The sequence below is a fragment of the Collinsella sp. TF10-11AT genome (genome assembly GCF_003437565.1).
Taxonomy (GTDB): Bacteria; Actinomycetota; Coriobacteriia; order Coriobacteriales; family Coriobacteriaceae; genus Collinsella.
In genome coordinates this window covers 1-17,974 of the sequence record NZ_QSQW01000016.1, presented here as the reverse complement: position 1 = coordinate 17,974, position 17,974 = coordinate 1, and the positions used below count along the sequence as shown (strand labels likewise).

Annotated in this window: 11 protein-coding genes; 4 read left to right on the top strand and 7 right to left on the bottom strand. The window is 58.2% G+C overall.

All coding sequences use genetic code 11. The features are described 5' to 3' along the window. Positions 1–154: 154 nt before the first annotated feature. From uvrC to uvrA, 4 genes are all read right to left on the bottom strand, one after another. Positions 155–2,107: an excinuclease ABC subunit UvrC gene (uvrC, locus tag DXC99_RS09325; RefSeq protein ID WP_117630012.1), complete on the bottom strand. Its 1,953-nt coding sequence runs from the start codon at positions 2,105–2,107 to the stop codon at positions 155–157. Positions 2,108–2,113: 6 nt separating this feature from the next. Continuing rightward, a complete protein-coding gene (gene murJ, locus DXC99_RS09320) occupies positions 2,114–4,414 on the bottom strand; it encodes a murein biosynthesis integral membrane protein MurJ (RefSeq protein WP_233505719.1) in 2,301 nt (766 codons plus the stop codon). A gap of 3 nt (positions 4,415–4,417) precedes the next feature. Further along, positions 4,418–4,918 (bottom strand): Cys-tRNA(Pro) deacylase, encoded by a 501-nt coding sequence (ybaK, locus tag DXC99_RS09315; protein ID WP_117584271.1) that lies wholly within the window; start codon positions 4,916–4,918, stop codon positions 4,418–4,420. A 134-nt stretch (positions 4,919–5,052) separates the two neighbouring features. Next, positions 5,053–7,932, bottom strand: a complete 2,880-nt coding sequence (uvrA, locus tag DXC99_RS09310) for an excinuclease ABC subunit UvrA (RefSeq protein WP_117584270.1) — start codon at positions 7,930–7,932, stop codon at positions 5,053–5,055. Positions 7,933–8,125: 193 nt separating this feature from the next. Between uvrA and DXC99_RS09305 the strand changes: the two genes are divergently transcribed. From DXC99_RS09305 to DXC99_RS09290, 4 genes are all read left to right on the top strand, one after another. Then, positions 8,126–10,279, top strand: a complete 2,154-nt coding sequence (locus DXC99_RS09305; RefSeq protein ID WP_158551695.1) for an LTA synthase family protein — start codon at positions 8,126–8,128, stop codon at positions 10,277–10,279. A gap of 145 nt (positions 10,280–10,424) precedes the next feature. Further along, positions 10,425–11,255 carry an Mrp/NBP35 family ATP-binding protein gene (locus tag DXC99_RS09300; RefSeq protein ID WP_117630010.1) on the top strand — a complete coding sequence of 277 codons (831 nt, stop codon included), beginning with the start codon at positions 10,425–10,427 and terminating at the stop codon, positions 11,253–11,255. Next, entirely contained in the window at positions 11,256–12,527 is a 1,272-nt protein-coding gene (locus DXC99_RS09295) for an NAD(P)/FAD-dependent oxidoreductase (protein ID WP_117630009.1), read from the top strand. A gap of 80 nt (positions 12,528–12,607) precedes the next feature. Further along, positions 12,608–14,248 carry an NAD(P)/FAD-dependent oxidoreductase gene (locus DXC99_RS09290; RefSeq protein ID WP_117630008.1) on the top strand — a complete coding sequence of 547 codons (1,641 nt, stop codon included), beginning with the start codon at positions 12,608–12,610 and terminating at the stop codon, positions 14,246–14,248. Positions 14,249–14,299: 51 nt separating this feature from the next. Here DXC99_RS09290 and uvrB read toward each other — a convergent pair whose 3' ends face one another. From uvrB to coaE, 3 genes are read right to left on the bottom strand one after another with little or no spacing between them, the layout of a single operon-like run. Then, a complete protein-coding gene (gene uvrB / locus DXC99_RS09285) occupies positions 14,300–16,540 on the bottom strand; it encodes an excinuclease ABC subunit UvrB (protein WP_117584266.1) in 2,241 nt (746 codons plus the stop codon). A 51-nt stretch (positions 16,541–16,591) separates the two neighbouring features. Then, on the bottom strand, positions 16,592–17,173 hold the full coding sequence (locus DXC99_RS09280) for a lytic transglycosylase domain-containing protein (protein ID WP_117584265.1): 582 nt from the start codon (positions 17,171–17,173) through the stop codon (positions 16,592–16,594). After that, positions 17,166–17,807 carry a dephospho-CoA kinase gene (gene coaE, locus DXC99_RS09275; protein WP_117584264.1) on the bottom strand — a complete coding sequence of 214 codons (642 nt, stop codon included), beginning with the start codon at positions 17,805–17,807 and terminating at the stop codon, positions 17,166–17,168. The genes DXC99_RS09280 and coaE overlap by 8 nt, the downstream gene beginning before the upstream one ends. Positions 17,808–17,974 lie beyond the last annotated feature (167 nt).

Genomic DNA, 17,974 nt, shown 5'->3' with positions numbered 1-17,974 from the left:
CGATGAGGTGAGATATCAGTCTTCGTCAAACCGCAGGATAGCAGGGCTGTTCCTTGGGTTAGTCAAACGTTTTAGCGTTAATAAAACCCGAAACCAGCAGGTAATCATGGCGAAATAAATGCTTGAAAATCGCGCAAGCATGTATACCAGTTGTTTAGGCTCGTGTTGAGCTATCGGAATGGCTAGCCGATGCCTCGGCGCGCTCGGCATTCCATGCGACGAGCGTCTCGTGGACCGCCTTGGCGACATCGGCAGGTATGCCGCGAACTTCCGCGATCTCTCGCTCGCTCGCCGCGCGCAAACGCTTCATCGAGCCAAAATGGCGCAATATGGCACGTTTTCTAGTGGGTCCCACGCCTGGAACGTCATCGAGTACCGAAACCGTCATGGCTTTATCGCGCAACTCACGATGAAATGTAATTGCAAAACGGTGCGACTCATCGCGCACCTGCTTGATGAGATAGAGCGACGCGGACCCGGTCGGTAGCACGACGGGAGTCTCGTCCCAAGGCACGAAAACCTCCTCATCGGCCTTTGCCAAGCCACAAACTGGTATATCGAGCCCAAGGGCCTCAAGTTGTTTAATTGCAGCCGTCAATTGCGGCTTGCCGCCGTCGACAACGAGCAGATCGGGGCGCGAGCCAAAACGTTCGTCGGCCATCCGCTCGGGAGCATAGCGACGCCCCAAAACCTCGGACATCGAAACGAAGTCATTCGCCTCGTCCAATTCGGCCTGGATTTTAAAGCGGCGGTACTGGCTCTTGTCGGCGCGGCCGTTGGTAAACACCACCATCGAGGCGACCGTAAAGGTGCCATGCAGCGTAGAGATATCGAAGCACTCGATACGCAACGGCGGCGATGGCAGCGCCAACGCGCTTTCGAGCTCCAAGAGCGCCCGATTGGTGCGGTCGTCGGCATACCCCGTACGCATCATGTAGCGCATGAGTGCATGGCGCGCATTTTTGGATGCCATATCGAGCAAACGGTGCTTTTCGCCACGCTGCGGCCTATGGAGATGACAGGGGCGCTCGCGCTTGCCTGCAAGCCACTCCCCCAGCGCCTCCGCATCCTCAAGCTCGACAGAGAGGTTGATCTCAGCTGGAATATCAGCCGTCTCGTCGTAATAGCGCTTAAGAAAGCCCGATTGAAGCTCCTCTTCATCGACATCCAAACCCTTATCGAGAATGAACTCGCAGGTTCGAACCGTTCGACCCTCACGCACGACAAAAACGCAAGCGGCGGAAATGGTCTCTTCGCGATAGAAGCCGATAACATCGATATCGACGCTCGATGGAAAGACAACCTGTTGGCGATCGTCCAGGCCCCGAATGACGTCCAGGCGGCGCTTGACGCGGGCGGCGCGCTCAAAATCGAGCGCCTCGGCGGCCTCCGTCATCTCGGATGTCAGCTCATCGACGACATCCTTGCGATGACCCGACAAAAAGCGCTCGACACGCTTGACGTTCTTGGCATAGTCTGCCGGGGAAATCGCGCCGACACACGCACCCGGGCCGCGCCCGACATGGTAGTCAAAGCAGGGGCGCCCGTTTTGCGCGCAAATCATATTGACGATGTCTTCCTCGCCCTTGTGGGACTCGACGATGCGGCGGCAGCGACGCCACTCCGCACAGGATGCTGAGCAAATGGGAATAACCTTGCGCAGCGTATCGATGGTTTCACGCGCCGCGCGGCTATCGGTATAGGGGCCAAAATAGCGCGTCCCTGGCTTATGGCGCTCACGCGTGTATTTAATAGCGGGAAATAGATCGCTCTTGGTGATAGCGATAAAGGGATAGCTCTTATCGTCCTTAAGATCGACGTTAAAGTACGGATGGTACTGACCGATTAGATTGCGCTCGAGTACCAATGCCTCGTGCTCGGACTCCACAACGATATAGTCGAAGCTCGCCACCAGCTGCATCATAAGCGGGATCTTCTGGCGCTCGTCCTGCAGCGTCACGTACTGACGCATGCGAGCACGCAGGTTTTTCGCCTTGCCAACGTAGATGACATCGCCCTTGGCGTCTTTCCAAAGGTAGCAGCCGGGCTGCGTGGGAACGCGCGAGACCTGTTCGGCAAGGGTTGGAATGTTATCGTGACCCGTCACGTTTACCTACTTGCGGCGAAGTAACGCAGAAACCTCGGGCATCTTAAAGGCGACGGCCAGACCAAAGGTGACGGCGAGTGAGACGATGCCCGCAACGCAAACATAGCACAAGGTAACCAGAATCGAGCCGCCGAGCGCTCCGACAAAGTGCTCGAGCGCCCACATAACGACGGCGCCAGTCGCCGCACCCAGCCCTCCAAGCAAAAGGCCAAAGAAGCCTCCGTGCAGTATGGACGTAACCTGAAGGCCATGCAGACGACGGCGCAGCCACCACAGTGAACAACCGACCAAGATAACGTAGTCGACGACATACGAAAGCGCGATGGCCGGCATGCCGTAGCCGAGGGCTACCCCAAACAGCAGCACCGAACCGGCCTGCCCAATGGCGGAGTAGAGACAATAGCGGCCATAGGGCTTCATATCGAGCAGAGCAGAGAAGCTCTTCTGCATCAGCACGACCACGCCGTAGAGTGGCAGCGAGAGCGCCAGATAGACAAGGAACTCGGATACCAGCGCCACGCCGGACTCATCAAACTTGCCGGCACAGTAAATCATGTTGAGCGGACGGGCGAAAACAATCAGGTACAACGCAAACGGGATCAGGAAGAACAGCATCTGGGCGACACCGTGCGAGATGCCAGTACGAACACTGTCGTAATCTTTCTCCTGCGCATCGTGAGAGAGCTCGGTGTACAGCGCCGTCGAAAGCGAAGCGGCAATCAGCGCGTAGGGCAGCGTGTACCACAGGCGCGCATACGCGATGACAGAAGGACCGGTCTCGGGCTGTACCACCAGCGCGGCGGCATTGGTGATGGAGGTCGAAACAAACATGCACACCGTTGCAAGCAGCGTCGGAATACCGAGCGTAATCGTCTGGCGCAGCGCGGGATCCTTAAAGTCGATATGGATATGAGGATGCACGCCGTGCTTGCCGAGCGCGGGGATCTGACATGCCATCTGGACAAAGACGCCAAAGGTCGTTCCGGCTGCAATAAGAATGATGCCGGCACGCTCACCGAATTGTGCGGACACAGGAGCAAAGCCCATAAAGCTCGCGATGACAATCGCATTGTTGAGGACCGGGGCAAACGTCGACCAGAAGTAATCACGGTGTGCGTTGAGAACGCCCGAGAACACCGAGCCCAGCCCGTAGAACAGAATCTGGATGGCAAAGAAACGAAACATGAACGCGGCTGTATTTATGCTGCCGCCGTCACCCGAAAGGAACGACTGCGTCCAGATAAAGCCCGGAGCGAACACGGTGCCCAGCACCGAAATGCCGCCCAGCAGCAAAAGCAGGATGCCGAGCAGATTGCCTACGTATTCGTTTGAGGCGTCGCGACCCTGTTCACGACGCACGCCCATGTACACCGGCAAAAAGGCGGTAACCAACATACCGCCCATCACGAGCTCGTAGAGCATATTGGGCAGGTTGTTGGCGACCTGATAGGAAGATGAGAGCAGCGACATGCCGATGGCGGCAGCCATAGCCCACGTGCGGATGAACCCTGTGACGCGCGACACGATGGTCAGCGCAGTCATAAGGCCGGCAGAACGGCCAACCGTAGAGTAATCCGACGAGCCCATATCATCTACGTCGTCCTGCGATTGGGGGCTAACTTCAGTGTGTTGTCGAGAATCAACCTCGATATCGGGCTCATCGATTATCGCGAAGGGGTCGTCGACCAAAACGGCATCATCGGCAGAAAAAGCGCCGCCAGCAGGCGTGACATCGTTGTCAAACGAAGCGCCATCGTTAGCTACGGCATCATCACCAAACACCGTGTCAACTTCCCTGGCGGCAGCGGTTCGATCAGAAAACGACAAAAGGCCCCAATCATCGTCGTCGACAGCAACGCCCTCGACCGGATCGGTCGAGCCGAGCGGTGACCACTCGTCATCCATAAGCAGCTGCTCGTCATCCCCGTCGGTTGCATGCCTTGCGGAACGATCGGCTGGAGCGCCCTTCAACGTGCCCTTTCCCTGAGCCGCCATCAAGAACACTGCTGTCTCATCGGGACGCGGCGCACGAGACGCCCCAGCGGCAGCAGGCATCCGTCCGGCACGGGATTGAGCCGCGGCCAAAAACACCGCCGTCTCATCGGGGCGACCCGAAGAGAGAATCGTACGAGGAAGCGCCGCACCAGCACCGGCAGCACGCAAATACACGGCCGTCTCCCCTGGATCTGCAGCAGCGGACCAGGCGTTTCGAATCTGGTCGTCGACCGAAGAAGCCTCAGACGCGGACGCCTGAGAAGCCGAACGCTTTGCAAAGTGAGCCCCGCGCTTCGATTCTTCCTGCGGCATCGCTCAGTCCTCTCTCGTGATCGGGGCAACCGTCGCCCCGCAAAATGCAACTAAGTCGTCGGGGGCAAGCTCAAGCTGATAGCCACGCTTACCGCCTGAGATAAAAATGGTATCCCAAAGGACGCATGTCTCATCGATCAGCGTCCGAAAGCGTTTTTTCATGCCGACTGGACTGCAGCCGCCCCGGACATACCCCGTCGCGGCAAGCAAGTCCTTGACATGCATCATGGTCAGCGACTTTTCACCAGCGGCGCGCGCGGCGGCCTTTAGGTCAAGCTCGTCGGCAACGGGAATACAGCACACAACGTGTTCGTTGGACGGCGTCACGCAAACCAAGGTCTTAAAACCCTGGCCAGGCTCCTCGCCAAGTTGTTCCGAAATCGCAACGCCTAAACCCGCCGACTCATCGCCATAGTCTTCATACGTATGGAGAATATAGGAGATGCCGGCGTTTTCCAGCTCGCGCATCGCATTGGTTTTCGGCGTCTTTGCAGCCTTTGCCATGGCATGCCCCTTCCCTCGCGTTCGAACGTAACGCCTAAGTATATGTCCAATGTAGCAGCATGCGCCATCTCGACACACAGAAGCGCCACCGAATCGAAAGGAATCGGTGGCGCTTCTCGCATGACGGCGTCTCTTTACTGGGCGTCGAGTTGTGCCTGACGCTCACGGTCGCGCTCGAGCAGCGGAGCCAAGAACTTGCCCGTGTAGCTCTGCGAACATGCCGCGACCTGCTCCGGCGTACCCGAGACCACGACGGTTCCGCCGCCATTGCCGCCCTCGGGACCCATATCGATCAGACGGTCGGCGACCTTGATGACATCGAGATTATGCTCGATTACCAGAACCGTGTTGCCCGCATCGACCAGGCGCTGCAGCACGTCGAGCAACTGGCGGACATCCTCAAAATGGAGACCGGTCGTCGGCTCATCCAGAATGTAGAACGTCTTACCCGTCTGACGGCGGTGAAGTTCCTTGGCGAGCTTTACGCGCTGTGCCTCGCCACCCGAAAGCGTCGTTGCCGGCTGGCCCAAGCTCACATAGCCCAGGCCCACATCGTACAGAGTCTGGAGCTTACGCTTAATTTGAGGAATATTGCCAAAGAAAGCCAGCGCCTCGGTGACGCTCATGTCGAGCACGTCAGAGATGGTCTTACCACGGTAGGTGACCTCAAGCGTCTCGCGATTATAGCGCTTGCCGCCGCAGACCTCGCAGGGAACATAGATATCGGGAAGGAAGTGCATCTCGATCTTAATTTGTCCGTCGCCCTTGCATGCTTCGCAGCGGCCGCCGCTCACGTTAAAGGAGAAACGTCCCGGCGAGTAGCCGCGTGCCTTCGACTCCGGTGTGCTCGCAAACAGCGCGCGCAGATCATCCCACAGGCCAATGTACGTAGCGGGATTGGAACGCGGTGTACGGCCGATCGGCGACTGGTCAATGTCGATCACCTTATCGATGCACTCGATACCCTCGAGCTTTTTGTACGGGCCCACAGGACGCGTCGAGCGATGAATGGCATTCGTAAGAGCAGGCGCGATGGTGTCGGTAACCAGGGAGCTCTTGCCCGATCCCGACACGCCGGTAACGACCGTAAGCGTACCGAACTCAATCTTGGCGGTAACGTTTTTAAGGTTGTTGGCACGGGCGCCCGTGATCTTAAGGCAGCCGCGACCGGGCTTGCGGCGCTTATCGGGAACCCGAATCATTCGCTTGCCAGTCAGGTAGGCACCCGTCATCGAATCGGGGCACGCCATGATATCGGCAGGCGTTCCCGCGGCGACCACGTGTCCGCCGTTCACGCCCGCGCCAGGGCCCATGTCGATCACATAGTCGGCAGCACGAATCGTATCCTCATCATGCTCAACGACGATGACGGTATTGCCGATATCGCGCAGGCGCTCAAGCGTCTTGATCAGGCGCTCGTTATCGCGCTGATGGAGGCCGATCGATGGCTCGTCCAAAATGTACAGGACACCCATGAGGCCGGCGCCGATCTGCGTTGCCAGGCGAATGCGCTGGGCCTCGCCTCCGGAAAGCGTCGCCGAGGCACGGTCGAGGGTCAGATAGTCGAGTCCGACATCGACCAGAAAGCGCAGGCGCTCCAGGATTTCCTTAACGATGCGCCCGCCGATAAATTGTTGGCGCTCGGTAAGCTCCAGGCCCTCAAAAAACTCGAGCGACTCGCGGCACGACAGGCAGCAGACCTCGTAAATGGACTTACCGCCTACGGTAACGGCGAGCATCTCGGGGCGCAGACGAGCACCATGGCAACTCGAGCACGGCTCCTCGCGAATGTACTTCTCCAAGCGCGCCCTGGTGTTCTCATTCGTCGTCTCGTTATAGCGCTCGTACAGGATATTGCGCACGCCCGAGAACTTGGTGTCCCACTGGCTGCGACGCCCATCGAGCTTTTGATAGTCGACCGAAATCTTCTGGTCGCCCATGCCGTCTAAAAACGCGCGACGCACCCGCGGAGGCAGATCCTCCCACGGCGTATCGACGCTCACCTTAAAGTGTTTGCAGACCGCAGCGAAAATCTGCGGATAGTAGTTAGAGTTGCCAAACAGGCTGCCAAAGACCCCGTCGGCGATCGACTTCGAGGGGTCTTCGATTAGCGCTTCGGCATCGACCGTCTTCTTAAAGCCCAGGCCATCGCACTCGGGGCACGCGCCATAGGGCGCGTTGAACGAGAAATCGCGCGGCTGCAGGTCATCGATGGAGTGCCCATGCTCCGGGCACGCCAGCGCCAGCGAATACTCCAGCAACTCGCCTTCGGTCCCCTCGGGAGCGTCGCGGTCGGGCAGCAAGTATACGTTCACATTGCCGTGCGCCAGCGCAGTCGCCTGTTCAACGGACTCGGCAATACGGCCCAGGGAGTTCTCGCGAATCACGATACGGTCGACCACGACCTCGATATCGTGCTTGAATTTCTTATCCAAATCGATAGGGTCATCAAGCGAGCGAACCTCGCCGTCGACGCGCACGCGGCTAAAGCCCTCGGCGCGAAGATCCTCGAACAGCTTGGCATACTCGCCCTTACGACCGCGAACCACCGGTGCCAGCACGAACGCGCGGCGGCCCTCCCCCGCAGCCAGGACTTTATCGGCAACCTGGTCGGTCGTCTGGCGCTCGATTATGCGACCGCACTCGGGGCAGTGCGGCGTACCGACGCGAGCAAACAGCAGTCGCAGGTAGTCATAAATCTCGGTTACGGTGCCCACCGTCGATCGAGGATTCTTGGATGTCGTCTTTTGATCGATCGAAACAGCCGGCGAAAGGCCGTCGATCGAGTCCAGATCGGGTTTGTCCATCTGGCCCAAAAACTGACGCGCATAGCTCGACAGGCTCTCGACGTAGCGGCGCTGGCCCTCGGCATAGATCGTGTCGAACGCCAGCGAGCTCTTGCCCGAGCCGGAAAGGCCGGTAATGACCACGAGCTGGTCGCGTGGAATGGATACATCGATATCGCGCAAGTTGTGCTCGCGCGCACCGCGAATAACGATAGAGGAATCAGACATGGAAGCTCCTTGCCTCCTATAACTTCAAATCACACCGTCGATGAGTTTAGCGCACTCAACGCGCACAGATGTTCGTGATACAAGATTCGCAGACCTTTAGCTTTGCGTATCGGGCGCTTTGTTTCTCGAAATGCCGTGGAAAGGTTACAGTAATCTAATGCTGAACTTAATTTGCTGTACCAGAGGAACGTCCATGACCGAAGATATCCCCCTTGAAATCACTTCGAGCGACATGGCCAATCTGCCCATATTCATCGCCGTCCTTATCGTGGCCGCCGTCGTCGTGCGCGTGTATTTTTCAATCAAACGCAACGAAAAGCCACCCATTGCCCGCGTCTTTTGGTGCGCGACGCTCCTCATCCCGCTCGGCGTGGTAGCTGCATGGGTTACGAATCAATTGCTCGTAAATGAGGGCAGCTCCCTATGGGTCCTTTCTTATTCGGCGCTCGGTGCTGCCGCCGTCATGCTTCTTGTCGAGCCCTTGGTTTCGGGACTTATCGACCAAACCGACCTTGCGACGGGAACGGTTGCCTGTATTTGCCGTGACATCCTTGTCATCGCCGCTGTTTCAGCGCTCTCGTTCGTTTCACTCGAAATTGCCTGCAACGAAACGTTCTATCGCATTCCCGCCAACTCATTCGGGTTTTCCGTCGGGCTGCTCGCGACGGTTCTGCTCTCCCTTTATTTGGTGGGGCAGCGTCATGGAGGCGTCATGGCCCTCGTGCCCGTCGTCTGTTGCATCCTTGGCATTGCCGAGCACTTCGTCATAACGTTTAAAGGCGAAGCCATCCTGCCAAGCGATATCTTGGCCCTTGGCACCGCAATGGAAGTGAGCGAGGGATACGAGTTTACCTTTACCGCCGGAATCGTAACCTCTCTCGCCCTGCTGGAGATTTCCCTGGGGCTTCTTTCGCTCATCCGACCGCGAAAGCTCCGTACGCCCACCCATGTCTTCCCCGCTATCGCCGCTAACCTCTGTGCTTTTCTGCTAGTGACCGTTGTGGGGCTCTCAGGCTTTTCCAACATCGACTTGGAGCAGGCGCTGGATTTTGGATTTGACCGTTGGCAGCCCATCACCACGTATGCGTCTCAGGGTTTTATCACTTCGTTCACCGAAATGGTCAACGAGTTGCCCATTGAGAAGCCCGAAGGCTATACGCCCGATGAGGCGCAGAGCATCGAGCAGGAGCTCGCCGCCGCCTACGACAGCGCATACGGCTCGAGCGAGCAGCGCGCGGCGGCCGTTGCCCAGTTCAATGAAATCAAGCCGACGATTGTTGCCGTCATGAACGAGAGTTTTAGCGACCTTTCGTGCTTTGAGCAGCTCCAGGCGGCCGGGTACACCGGCCCCGCATTCTACAACTCGCTTCCCGACACACTTGTTCGCGGCACCATGCTCGCTTCGGTCGCCGGTGGCGGAACGGCGAACTCCGAATTCGAATTTTTGACCGGAGCGACAACGGCCTTTGTCGGATTAGGCAAGATCCCCTATCAGCTGTATCAGATGAATGGCGTAAACAGCCTGGCAAAGGACCTTAAAGAGCTTGGGTATACCGCTACCGCTATGCACCCGCAAAACCCCGTCAACTACCATCGAGATAAAATCTATCAGCAGCTGGGCTTTGGAGACTTTCTTTCAATCGGCGATTTCGAAGGTGCGCCCTATTACCATGCCGGCGTATGCGACTACGCCACCTACGACAAGATACTCGACCTGCTTAGAACCGACGAAGCGCCGCAGTTCATCTTTGACGTCACGATGCAAAATCACGGCGGCTACGACCATGGCACCGTTCCCGCCGAAGAGCTGACAAACTATTGGGTCGAGGGAGCCAGCGAAGGCGCCAACAGCGCGCTCAACACCTATCTCACCTGCATCAACGCATCCGACCGGGACCTCGAGTACTTTATCAACGAGCTCCGCAACATCGGCAGACCGGTTGTTCTTGTCTTTTTTGGCGACCATCAGCCGAGCGCCGCAACGACTCTCAACGACGAGCTGTACCCTCAGGAAGATACGGCAAGCCACGCTTTCCGTATCTATCAGTCGACATATCTCGTCTGGGCTAACTATGAGATCGCCGGCAATACCGAGCTCAACGTCTACGACACCGTCGGGGCAAACGAGATTGCAGCCATTACCCTTAATAAGATCGGCGCCCCGCTCACCAATTACCAAAAGGCCCTGCTTGCGACAAGGTCAGATGTGCCCACCATCAATGTCGCCGGCTATCTCGGTGCCGACGGGCTGCGCTACGACTTGGAATCGGAAGACAGCCCCTACGCCTCGACGATCGACAAGCTGCAGCGCATGCAATACCTCGAGTTCGCCAGCAAAGTTCAGTAAGCCCGCCCATTCGCTTGGGCCCATCGTATTGCAAGCACGCTCGGCCCAAACGCATCGCAAATGACTCCCGCTCGCAAACGAGGGTACAATGACGCTCGTGTCACATCGCGGGGCCCCGGCCCCAGCATATACAAAGGAGTCATACATGGGTTGCGAACACGCACAGGCCGCCGGCGGACAAACGTCGCCGTCGCAATTTGAGGAGAACACGCTGTCCGAGGTCAAGCGCGTCATCGCCGTGCTTTCCGGCAAGGGCGGTGTCGGCAAGTCATTTGTCACCGGTGCCATCGCCACCGAGCTTGCCCGTCACGGCCACAAGGTCGGCGTCCTCGATGCCGACATCACCGGTCCCTCTATCCCCAAGATGTTCGGTATGAGTGGACGCCACGTCCATGCCCTTGGCAACCTTATGCTGCCCGAAATCTCCGAGCACGGCGTCAAGGTCATGAGCTCCAACCTGCTGCTCCAAAACGAGACCGACCCCGTCCTTTGGCGCGGTCCGGTCATCGCAGGCGCCATTAGGCAGTTCTGGAGCGAGACCTCGTGGGGCCCCATCGACTACCTACTGGTCGACATGCCTCCGGGAACAGGCGACGTCGCGCTCACCGTCTTCCAGTCGCTGCCGGTCGACGGCATCGTCATCGTCACGAGCCCGCAGGATCTGGTCTCGATGATCGTCGCCAAGGCGGTCAACATGGCCGAGAAGATGAACGTCCCCATTCTGGGCATTGTCGAGAACATGAGCTATATTGAGTGCCCTGACTGCGGCAAGAAGATCGAGGTCTTTGGCAAGAGCAAGCTCCCCGAGGTCGCAGAGCGCTATAACCTCGACATCTTGGGCCAGCTTCCCATTAATCCGGTACTCGCCGAGGCCTGCGATAAGGGCGAGGTCGAGACCGCGCTGCCCGATGGCATGTTGCCCAAGGCAGTCTCTGCCGTCGAGGCTATTACCCCGCACGAGACCGACGAGGCCTAAGTGAACGCGAGCGCCCTCTATGACGTCTTGGTAATCGGCGGCGGGGCTTCAGGCCTCGCCGCCGCCATTACGGCCGCACGCGCTGGCAAAAGCGTCTGCATCGTTGAGCGCGATGTCGCCTGCGGCCTCAAGCTCCTTGCGACCGGTAACGGCCGTTGCAACCTCTCCAACGAATCGATTGATCCTCAGCGGTATAACCACCCCGCATTCGTCGAATCCGTCATGGGCCCCCAGCCCGAACAAGAGCTTATGGGTTTCTTCTCCTCGCTGGGCATCATGACAACCTCCGAGGAAGGCCGGCTGTACCCGCGCTCCCTTCGCGCCGAATCGGTGCGCGACGCGCTTCTCAACGTTTGCGACCGCCTAGGTATCACCTTAATCTGCGGAGCCAACGTTGCCACGGCGCACAAAGCTTCCGAAGGCTGGGCACTCCAAATAGACCGTCCAGCGCGGGCGCTCAAGGCAAAAAAGCACGACGACCGAAAATCGGAGCTCCGCTCGCTTCGGAAAGCGCTCGCCGATGTCCCTCGCAAGAACGAGGCCCTGCAGGCACATGCCGTAATTATCGCTACGGGCGGCAACCCCACCGGTATCGCCGATACGTTTCGCCTCCCCCTCACTTCGCTGCACCCCATCCTCTGCCCCGTATCGGCAACGGTCGTTGGCGATCGGGCGGCACTCAAGACGTTGGATGGCCTGCGCGTCCGTGTCCGCTTGACGCTCGCCCACAATCATAATGAGCTCTGGCACGAAGACGGTGAAGTGCTGTTTCGAACCTTTGGCATCTCGGGTGTCGCTGTCTTCAACCTCTCCCGTCGTATCCAGCGCGGCGATACGATCCTGCTCGACGTTTTCCCCGACCTCTCCAAAGACGAGTTGCTCGATATGCTCAACCGGCGCGTTGAGCTGCTCGGCGGCTTTTCGCCCCGCGATCCCCGTTGGCTCGACGGCATGCTCGCCCCGCAACTCTCCCGCGTCGTCTGCACAACGTTCGAGCAGTGCCATCCAGGCTCCAACGATGTCATCCACCTGGTCTCGATCCTCAAACACTTTAAGTTGCTCGTCGAGGGAACAGCCGAGGAGCGCTCAGCACAGGTCACGCGTGGTGGCATATCTGTCGAGAGCATCTCAACACCCAGCCTACGCGCGCGCAGCGTTGTCGACGCCCCGCTTTACGTCTGCGGTGAAGCGCTCGACATCGACGCCGATTGCGGAGGCTTTAACCTTGCGTGGGCCTGGATCTCGGGCATTCGCGCTGCAAGCAGCCTGTAGCCGCGCAGTCTATAATCAAAAACGCATTCGGGCCGTCTGGGATACCGGACGGCCTCTTTCTTGCCTCTAAGGAGACCTCGATGGTTGAAATCACCCAAGTCAACGCGTCGCTCGATGAAGCCGGCGATGAAAATGCCTGTCTCATTGTTGGCAAGCGAGTCGCCAAGTGCGTCCTACGTTGCAAGGACTCCGAGATCAAGTCCATCGAGCTCCACCGCAAGTCAATCGACGCTCGCAAAAAACGAGACGTCCATTTTATCCTGAGCTTTCGTGTTGAGCTGACTAGTCCCCACCTCGAGCGAGAAGCGATCGACAGCGTTGCCGAGCGTGACCGCTCGCGCGTACGCGCGATAGAAGACGATGAGCCTTCATTCCCCTCCCCCGCCTCCGACGCACCTCAAGAACGCCCTGTCGTTGTCGGCGCCGGATGCGCCGGCCTTTTCGCTGCGCTTACGCTCGCCGAAGCAGGTCTTAAGCCCTTGCTCATCGAGCGCGGCGACCCGGCATTTCGCCGCTCGCGGGCGATCGACCTCTTTCTAAAGGAGCGCATCCTCGACCCCGAGAGCAATATCCAGTTTGGCCTGGGCGGCGCGGGGACCTTCTCGGACGGCAAGCTCAATACGGGAACCAAAAATCCCGCCCATCGCCTTATCCTCGAAACCTTCGTCGAGGCGGGTGCGCCCCGCGATATTCTGTGGGATGCCAAGCCGCACATTGGCTCCGACATCCTCCCCACCGTCGTCACCAACATTTCCCAGCGTATCGAGCAACTCGGCGGAACCGTCCGCTATCGAACAAAGCTCGTCAATATTCGAACCGATGGATCTGGCGCCATCACCGGCATCGATGTCCAAACGCCCCAAGAAACCACAAGCGAGGCAATCGCCACAAAACACCTCATTCTCGCCTGCGGCCATTCCGCCCGCGACGTATTCGAGCTTCTCAAGGAACATAACGTTGCCCTCGCGCAAAAGACCTTTGCCATGGGCGTGCGCATCGAGCATCCACAGCGCGACATCGACCGTGCCCAATATGGCCCTTCGGCGGGGCACCCGGCACTCGGAGCAGCCCCCTACAAGCTTGTCGCCCATCTTCCCAACGGCCGCAGCGTGTTCTCGTTTTGTATGTGCCCCGGCGGGCAGGTTGTCGCTGCCTCTTCCGAGCAGGGCCACTTGTGCGTCAACGGCGCCAGTCTCAATGCCCGCGACGGACACAACGCAAATGCCGCCCTGCTCGTTAACGTCACGCCAGAGGACCTTCCCGACGATGACCCGCTCGCCGGCATCGAGCTCCAGCGTGCCTGCGAGGCGGCCGCCTATCGCCTGGGCGGTTCCAACTGGAACGCACCGGCACAGCTCGTCGGAGATTTCCTCGCAGGACGCGCCAGCAAGGCGCCCGGAAAGGTAAAGCCCACCTATCCGCTCGGTGTGACCTGGACGGCAATTGACGAAGCCCTGCCGCAGCATATCGTCGAGTCGCTCCGCCTGGGACTTCCCCTACTCGGAAAAAAGCTACGAGGCTACGACCGCCCCGATGCCGTTCTTACCGGCGTGGAGACTCGTTCGAGCTCACCGGTCACTGTCACCCGAGATCGCGCGTGTCACGCCGTGGCGACTCCAGGCCTCTACCCTTGCGGCGAGGGAGCAGGATATGCCGGCGGCATCATGAGCGCCGCCACTGATGGCATCCGGTGCGCCGAAGCCCTGATTGCAGACCTCTAGCACACTAAAGACACAGACCCCGAGCTCAACGAGAAGCGCGGGGCCTGTACCCTATTTCTTAAATCGCGCGCCCTGGCGTTTTCTGCCCGAAGCGAACGTGGAACCCTTGCGGGCCTGCGAGCGCAGGCGCTCAATCGTTTCGTCCTCGGGCGCGCCCTCGAGCATCGCCCGAATCTGAACGACGGCATCACGCAGGCGCGCCGCCTCCTCAAAGTCCATGGCGGCGGAGGCATTACGCATGTCTTCTTCCATGGTCTCGACGATCCGCACCAGCTCGTCATGCGGCAGCCCTTCCAGCTGCTCGGTAAGCGTCTGTTCAGGCGTCACCGTCTCTGGCACCTCGCCCTCGCCGTTTTCATCGGGTGTATAGAACGCACCATGGCCCAGAGAGTCGCCCTTCGAGCGTCCCTTGGACCCCACGGTCTTTTCGGCCTCGGCAATAAAGCTCGAAATATCGTTGATGGCCTTGTGCACCGTCTTGGGCACAATGCCGTGTTCTTCGTTGTAGGCCATCTGGATCTCACGACGGCGCTGCGTCTCCTCGATGGCTTCTTTCATCGAATCGGTCACGACGTCGGCGTACATGATGACTTCGCCGTCGGCATTGCGGGCCGCACGGCCAATCGTCTGAATCAGCGAACGGCGGTTACGCAAGAAACCTTCCTTATCGGCATCGAGAATTGCCACCAGCGAGACCTCGGGAAGATCCAGACCCTCGCGAAGCAAGTTGATGCCAACCAAAACATCGATCTTGCCCTCGCGCAACGTTCGCAGAATCTCGACACGGTCCATCGTCGCCGTATCGGAGTGCATGTAGTTGACCTTAATGCCGGCATCGAGCAGGTGATCGGTCAGATCCTCGGCCATGCGCTTGGTCAGCGTGGTCACCAGCACGCGCTCCTTGCGGGCCACGCGCTCGCGAATCTCGTCCTCAAGATCGTCAATCTGGCCTCGGACCGGACGAACGTCGATTTTGGGATCGAGCAGGCCGGTCGGTCGAATAATCTGTTCAACATCGTTTTGACTCACGCGCAACTCATAGTCACCCGGCGTAGCCGAAACGTAGATGAACTGCGGGATCCTCGCCTCAAACTCATCGAAGCGAAGCGGACGGTTGTCGAGCGCCGAGGGCAGGCGAAAACCATGCTCCACCAGGGTCACTTTACGCGATCGGTCGCCTTCGTGCATACCGCGAATCTGCGGCACCGTCACATGGCTCTCGTCGATGATGCAGAGCATGTCCTTGGGAAAGTAGTCAATCAAGGTAAACGGCGGCTCGCCCGGTTTACGTCCATCCAGATGGCGCGAGTAGTTCTCGATGCCGTTGCAAAAGCCCATCGTCTCGAGCATCTCGAGGTCATAATCGGTCCGCTGCTGCAGGCGCTGTGCCTCGAGCAACTTGTCGGTCGCTTTGAGCTCCGCCACGCGCTTTTCGCATTCTTCGCTGATCGATTTCAGGGCCGCCTTCACCTTTGGCTTCTCGGTCACGTAGTGCGAAGCCGGCCACACGGGAATCGCTTCGTACTCACGCAACATCTCACCGGTAACCTCATCGATCTCGGCAATCAGCTCAACCTCGTCGCCAAAGAACTCAAACCGCAACGGGTGCTCCGCATAGGGCGGATACACATCGACGACATCGCCACGTACGCGGAACGTACCACGCGCCAGGTCATAGTCATTACGGTCGTATTGAATGTCGATGAGCGCATGGATAAAGTCATCGCGCTCGAGCGGCACCTTCTTATCGACGTTTGGTGCCAAGCCCGCATAGTCCTCGGGAGAACCGATGCCATAGATGCACGAGACCGATGCGACGACAATCACATCGCGTCGAGAAAGCAACGATGCTGTCGCCTGATGGCGCAACATCTCGACCTCTTCGTTAATCGACGAGTCTTTCTCGATATACGTATCACTCTGCGGTACATATGCCTCGGGTTGATAATAGTCGTAGTACGAGACGAAGTAGACCACAGCGTTGTTGGGAAAGAATTCTTTGAGCTCGCTCGCAAGCTGTGCGGCGAGGGTTTTGTTGGGGGCCATGACCAGCGTTGGCTTACCGAGAGCTTCGATGGTCTTGGCCATGGTAAAGGTCTTGCCCGAACCGGTCACGCCAAGCAAAACCTGATAGCGGTCTCCGTCCCTCACACCCTTCACAAGCGACTCAATGGCCTTCGGCTGGGAACCTGCAGGCTCATAGGGAGACACGACCTTAAACGGCACATCAGAGCCCTCAACGCCAAAACGTTTGAGCTCTCCGCCAACACGCTCAACTTCAAAATCCGCCATGGATACTCCTAACTCATATATCTGCAGTATACGCAGGCGGCAGGCATAGTCCTATACGAACCGGTCGGGATAGAGGGTCTTATAGCGAACCCAGGCATTATTGACACGAATCAAATAGGCTTGTGTCTCGGGGAAGGTAATCGCGTTGTGGAGCGATGTGTTTTGCTGCGCCCACCCATCGACATTGCCCATTCCGGCATTGTAAGCAGCAATAGCACTATCCGTCGAGCCATTGAAATACGTCAGCAGGTACGAGAGGTACGCGCACCCAAATTCGATATTCGTAGCGGGGTCATTCAGGTTATCGGCAGAATACTCGTCCCCGTCGACAAGGCCCTTGGCGATCATATCCTGAGCGGTTTCAGGCATAAGCTGCATGAGACCTTGGGCGCCCTGGTTGGATTCCGCCTCGGGATCCCAGTTTGATTCCGACTTGATGACGGCACACACCAGATACGGATCGAGATTATGCGAAATACTGGACTGCTTTACATACGCCTCATAGTCAATCGGATAAAGCGGTTTAAAGAAAGCGGCGGGAGCACACGAGTAAACGAGCGAGATAAGGCCAAAGACGAAAACGAGAGCCAGCGGCACAAAGCGATACCACGTAAAGAAACGCGTCTTAGGCATCTGTCGCCCCCTTATTCGTAGCGTCCATAAGGCCATGGCGAGCAAGCCATGCATCCAGTTGTTCAAAGAGCGTGTTGTCGCCCGCTGCGTTATCAATCACGGTTGTGGCGAGACGGCAAAGCGAAGACTCATCGGGTTGGCAAGCGCAGCGAGCATCAAAATCGGATGGCTCCATACCACGGTGAATGGCACGTTCGCGACGGACCGCCAAAGGAGCACTAACAACCATAATTTCATCCGCAAGGCCAAAGGCGTCCTCAAAGCCAGTCGGAGCAGATACTTCGACCGCAGCGAAGGGATAGCGGGGAGACGAAACCGTACAGCAGACAGGATCGAGAATCCTCAGCGAAAGCTGCTCAACGAGAACGGGGTGCACAATGCTATTGAGCCTTGCAACCGCATCAGGAGAGACAAAAGCTCGAGAAGCGAGGATGTTACGTCGAACGCCGCCCTCCTCGTCCAAAATATCCCAGCCAAACTCTTCAGCAAGAGCATTGACGATATCCGACCCCGGCACGTACAGCGATTTGGCAAGCTCATCCAGATCGATAAGCATGGCGCCATGAGATTCGAGATAGCGGCAGGCAGTCGACTTACCCGAAGCAATATTGCCCAAGACAAAAACGGTAAACATCAAGTCCTCCCTAACGCCAATGGGAGTTATTATCGCGCAAATACAAAAGAAGGACTCAAAATACAGCCAAACAGTAAGACAAGCTAAACGAAGGCGAGTTCTTGTATTACAGCTCTCTATTAAACGCAAAAAAGGGGGAGGCCGCGAGGCCTCCCCCTCCTTCAATC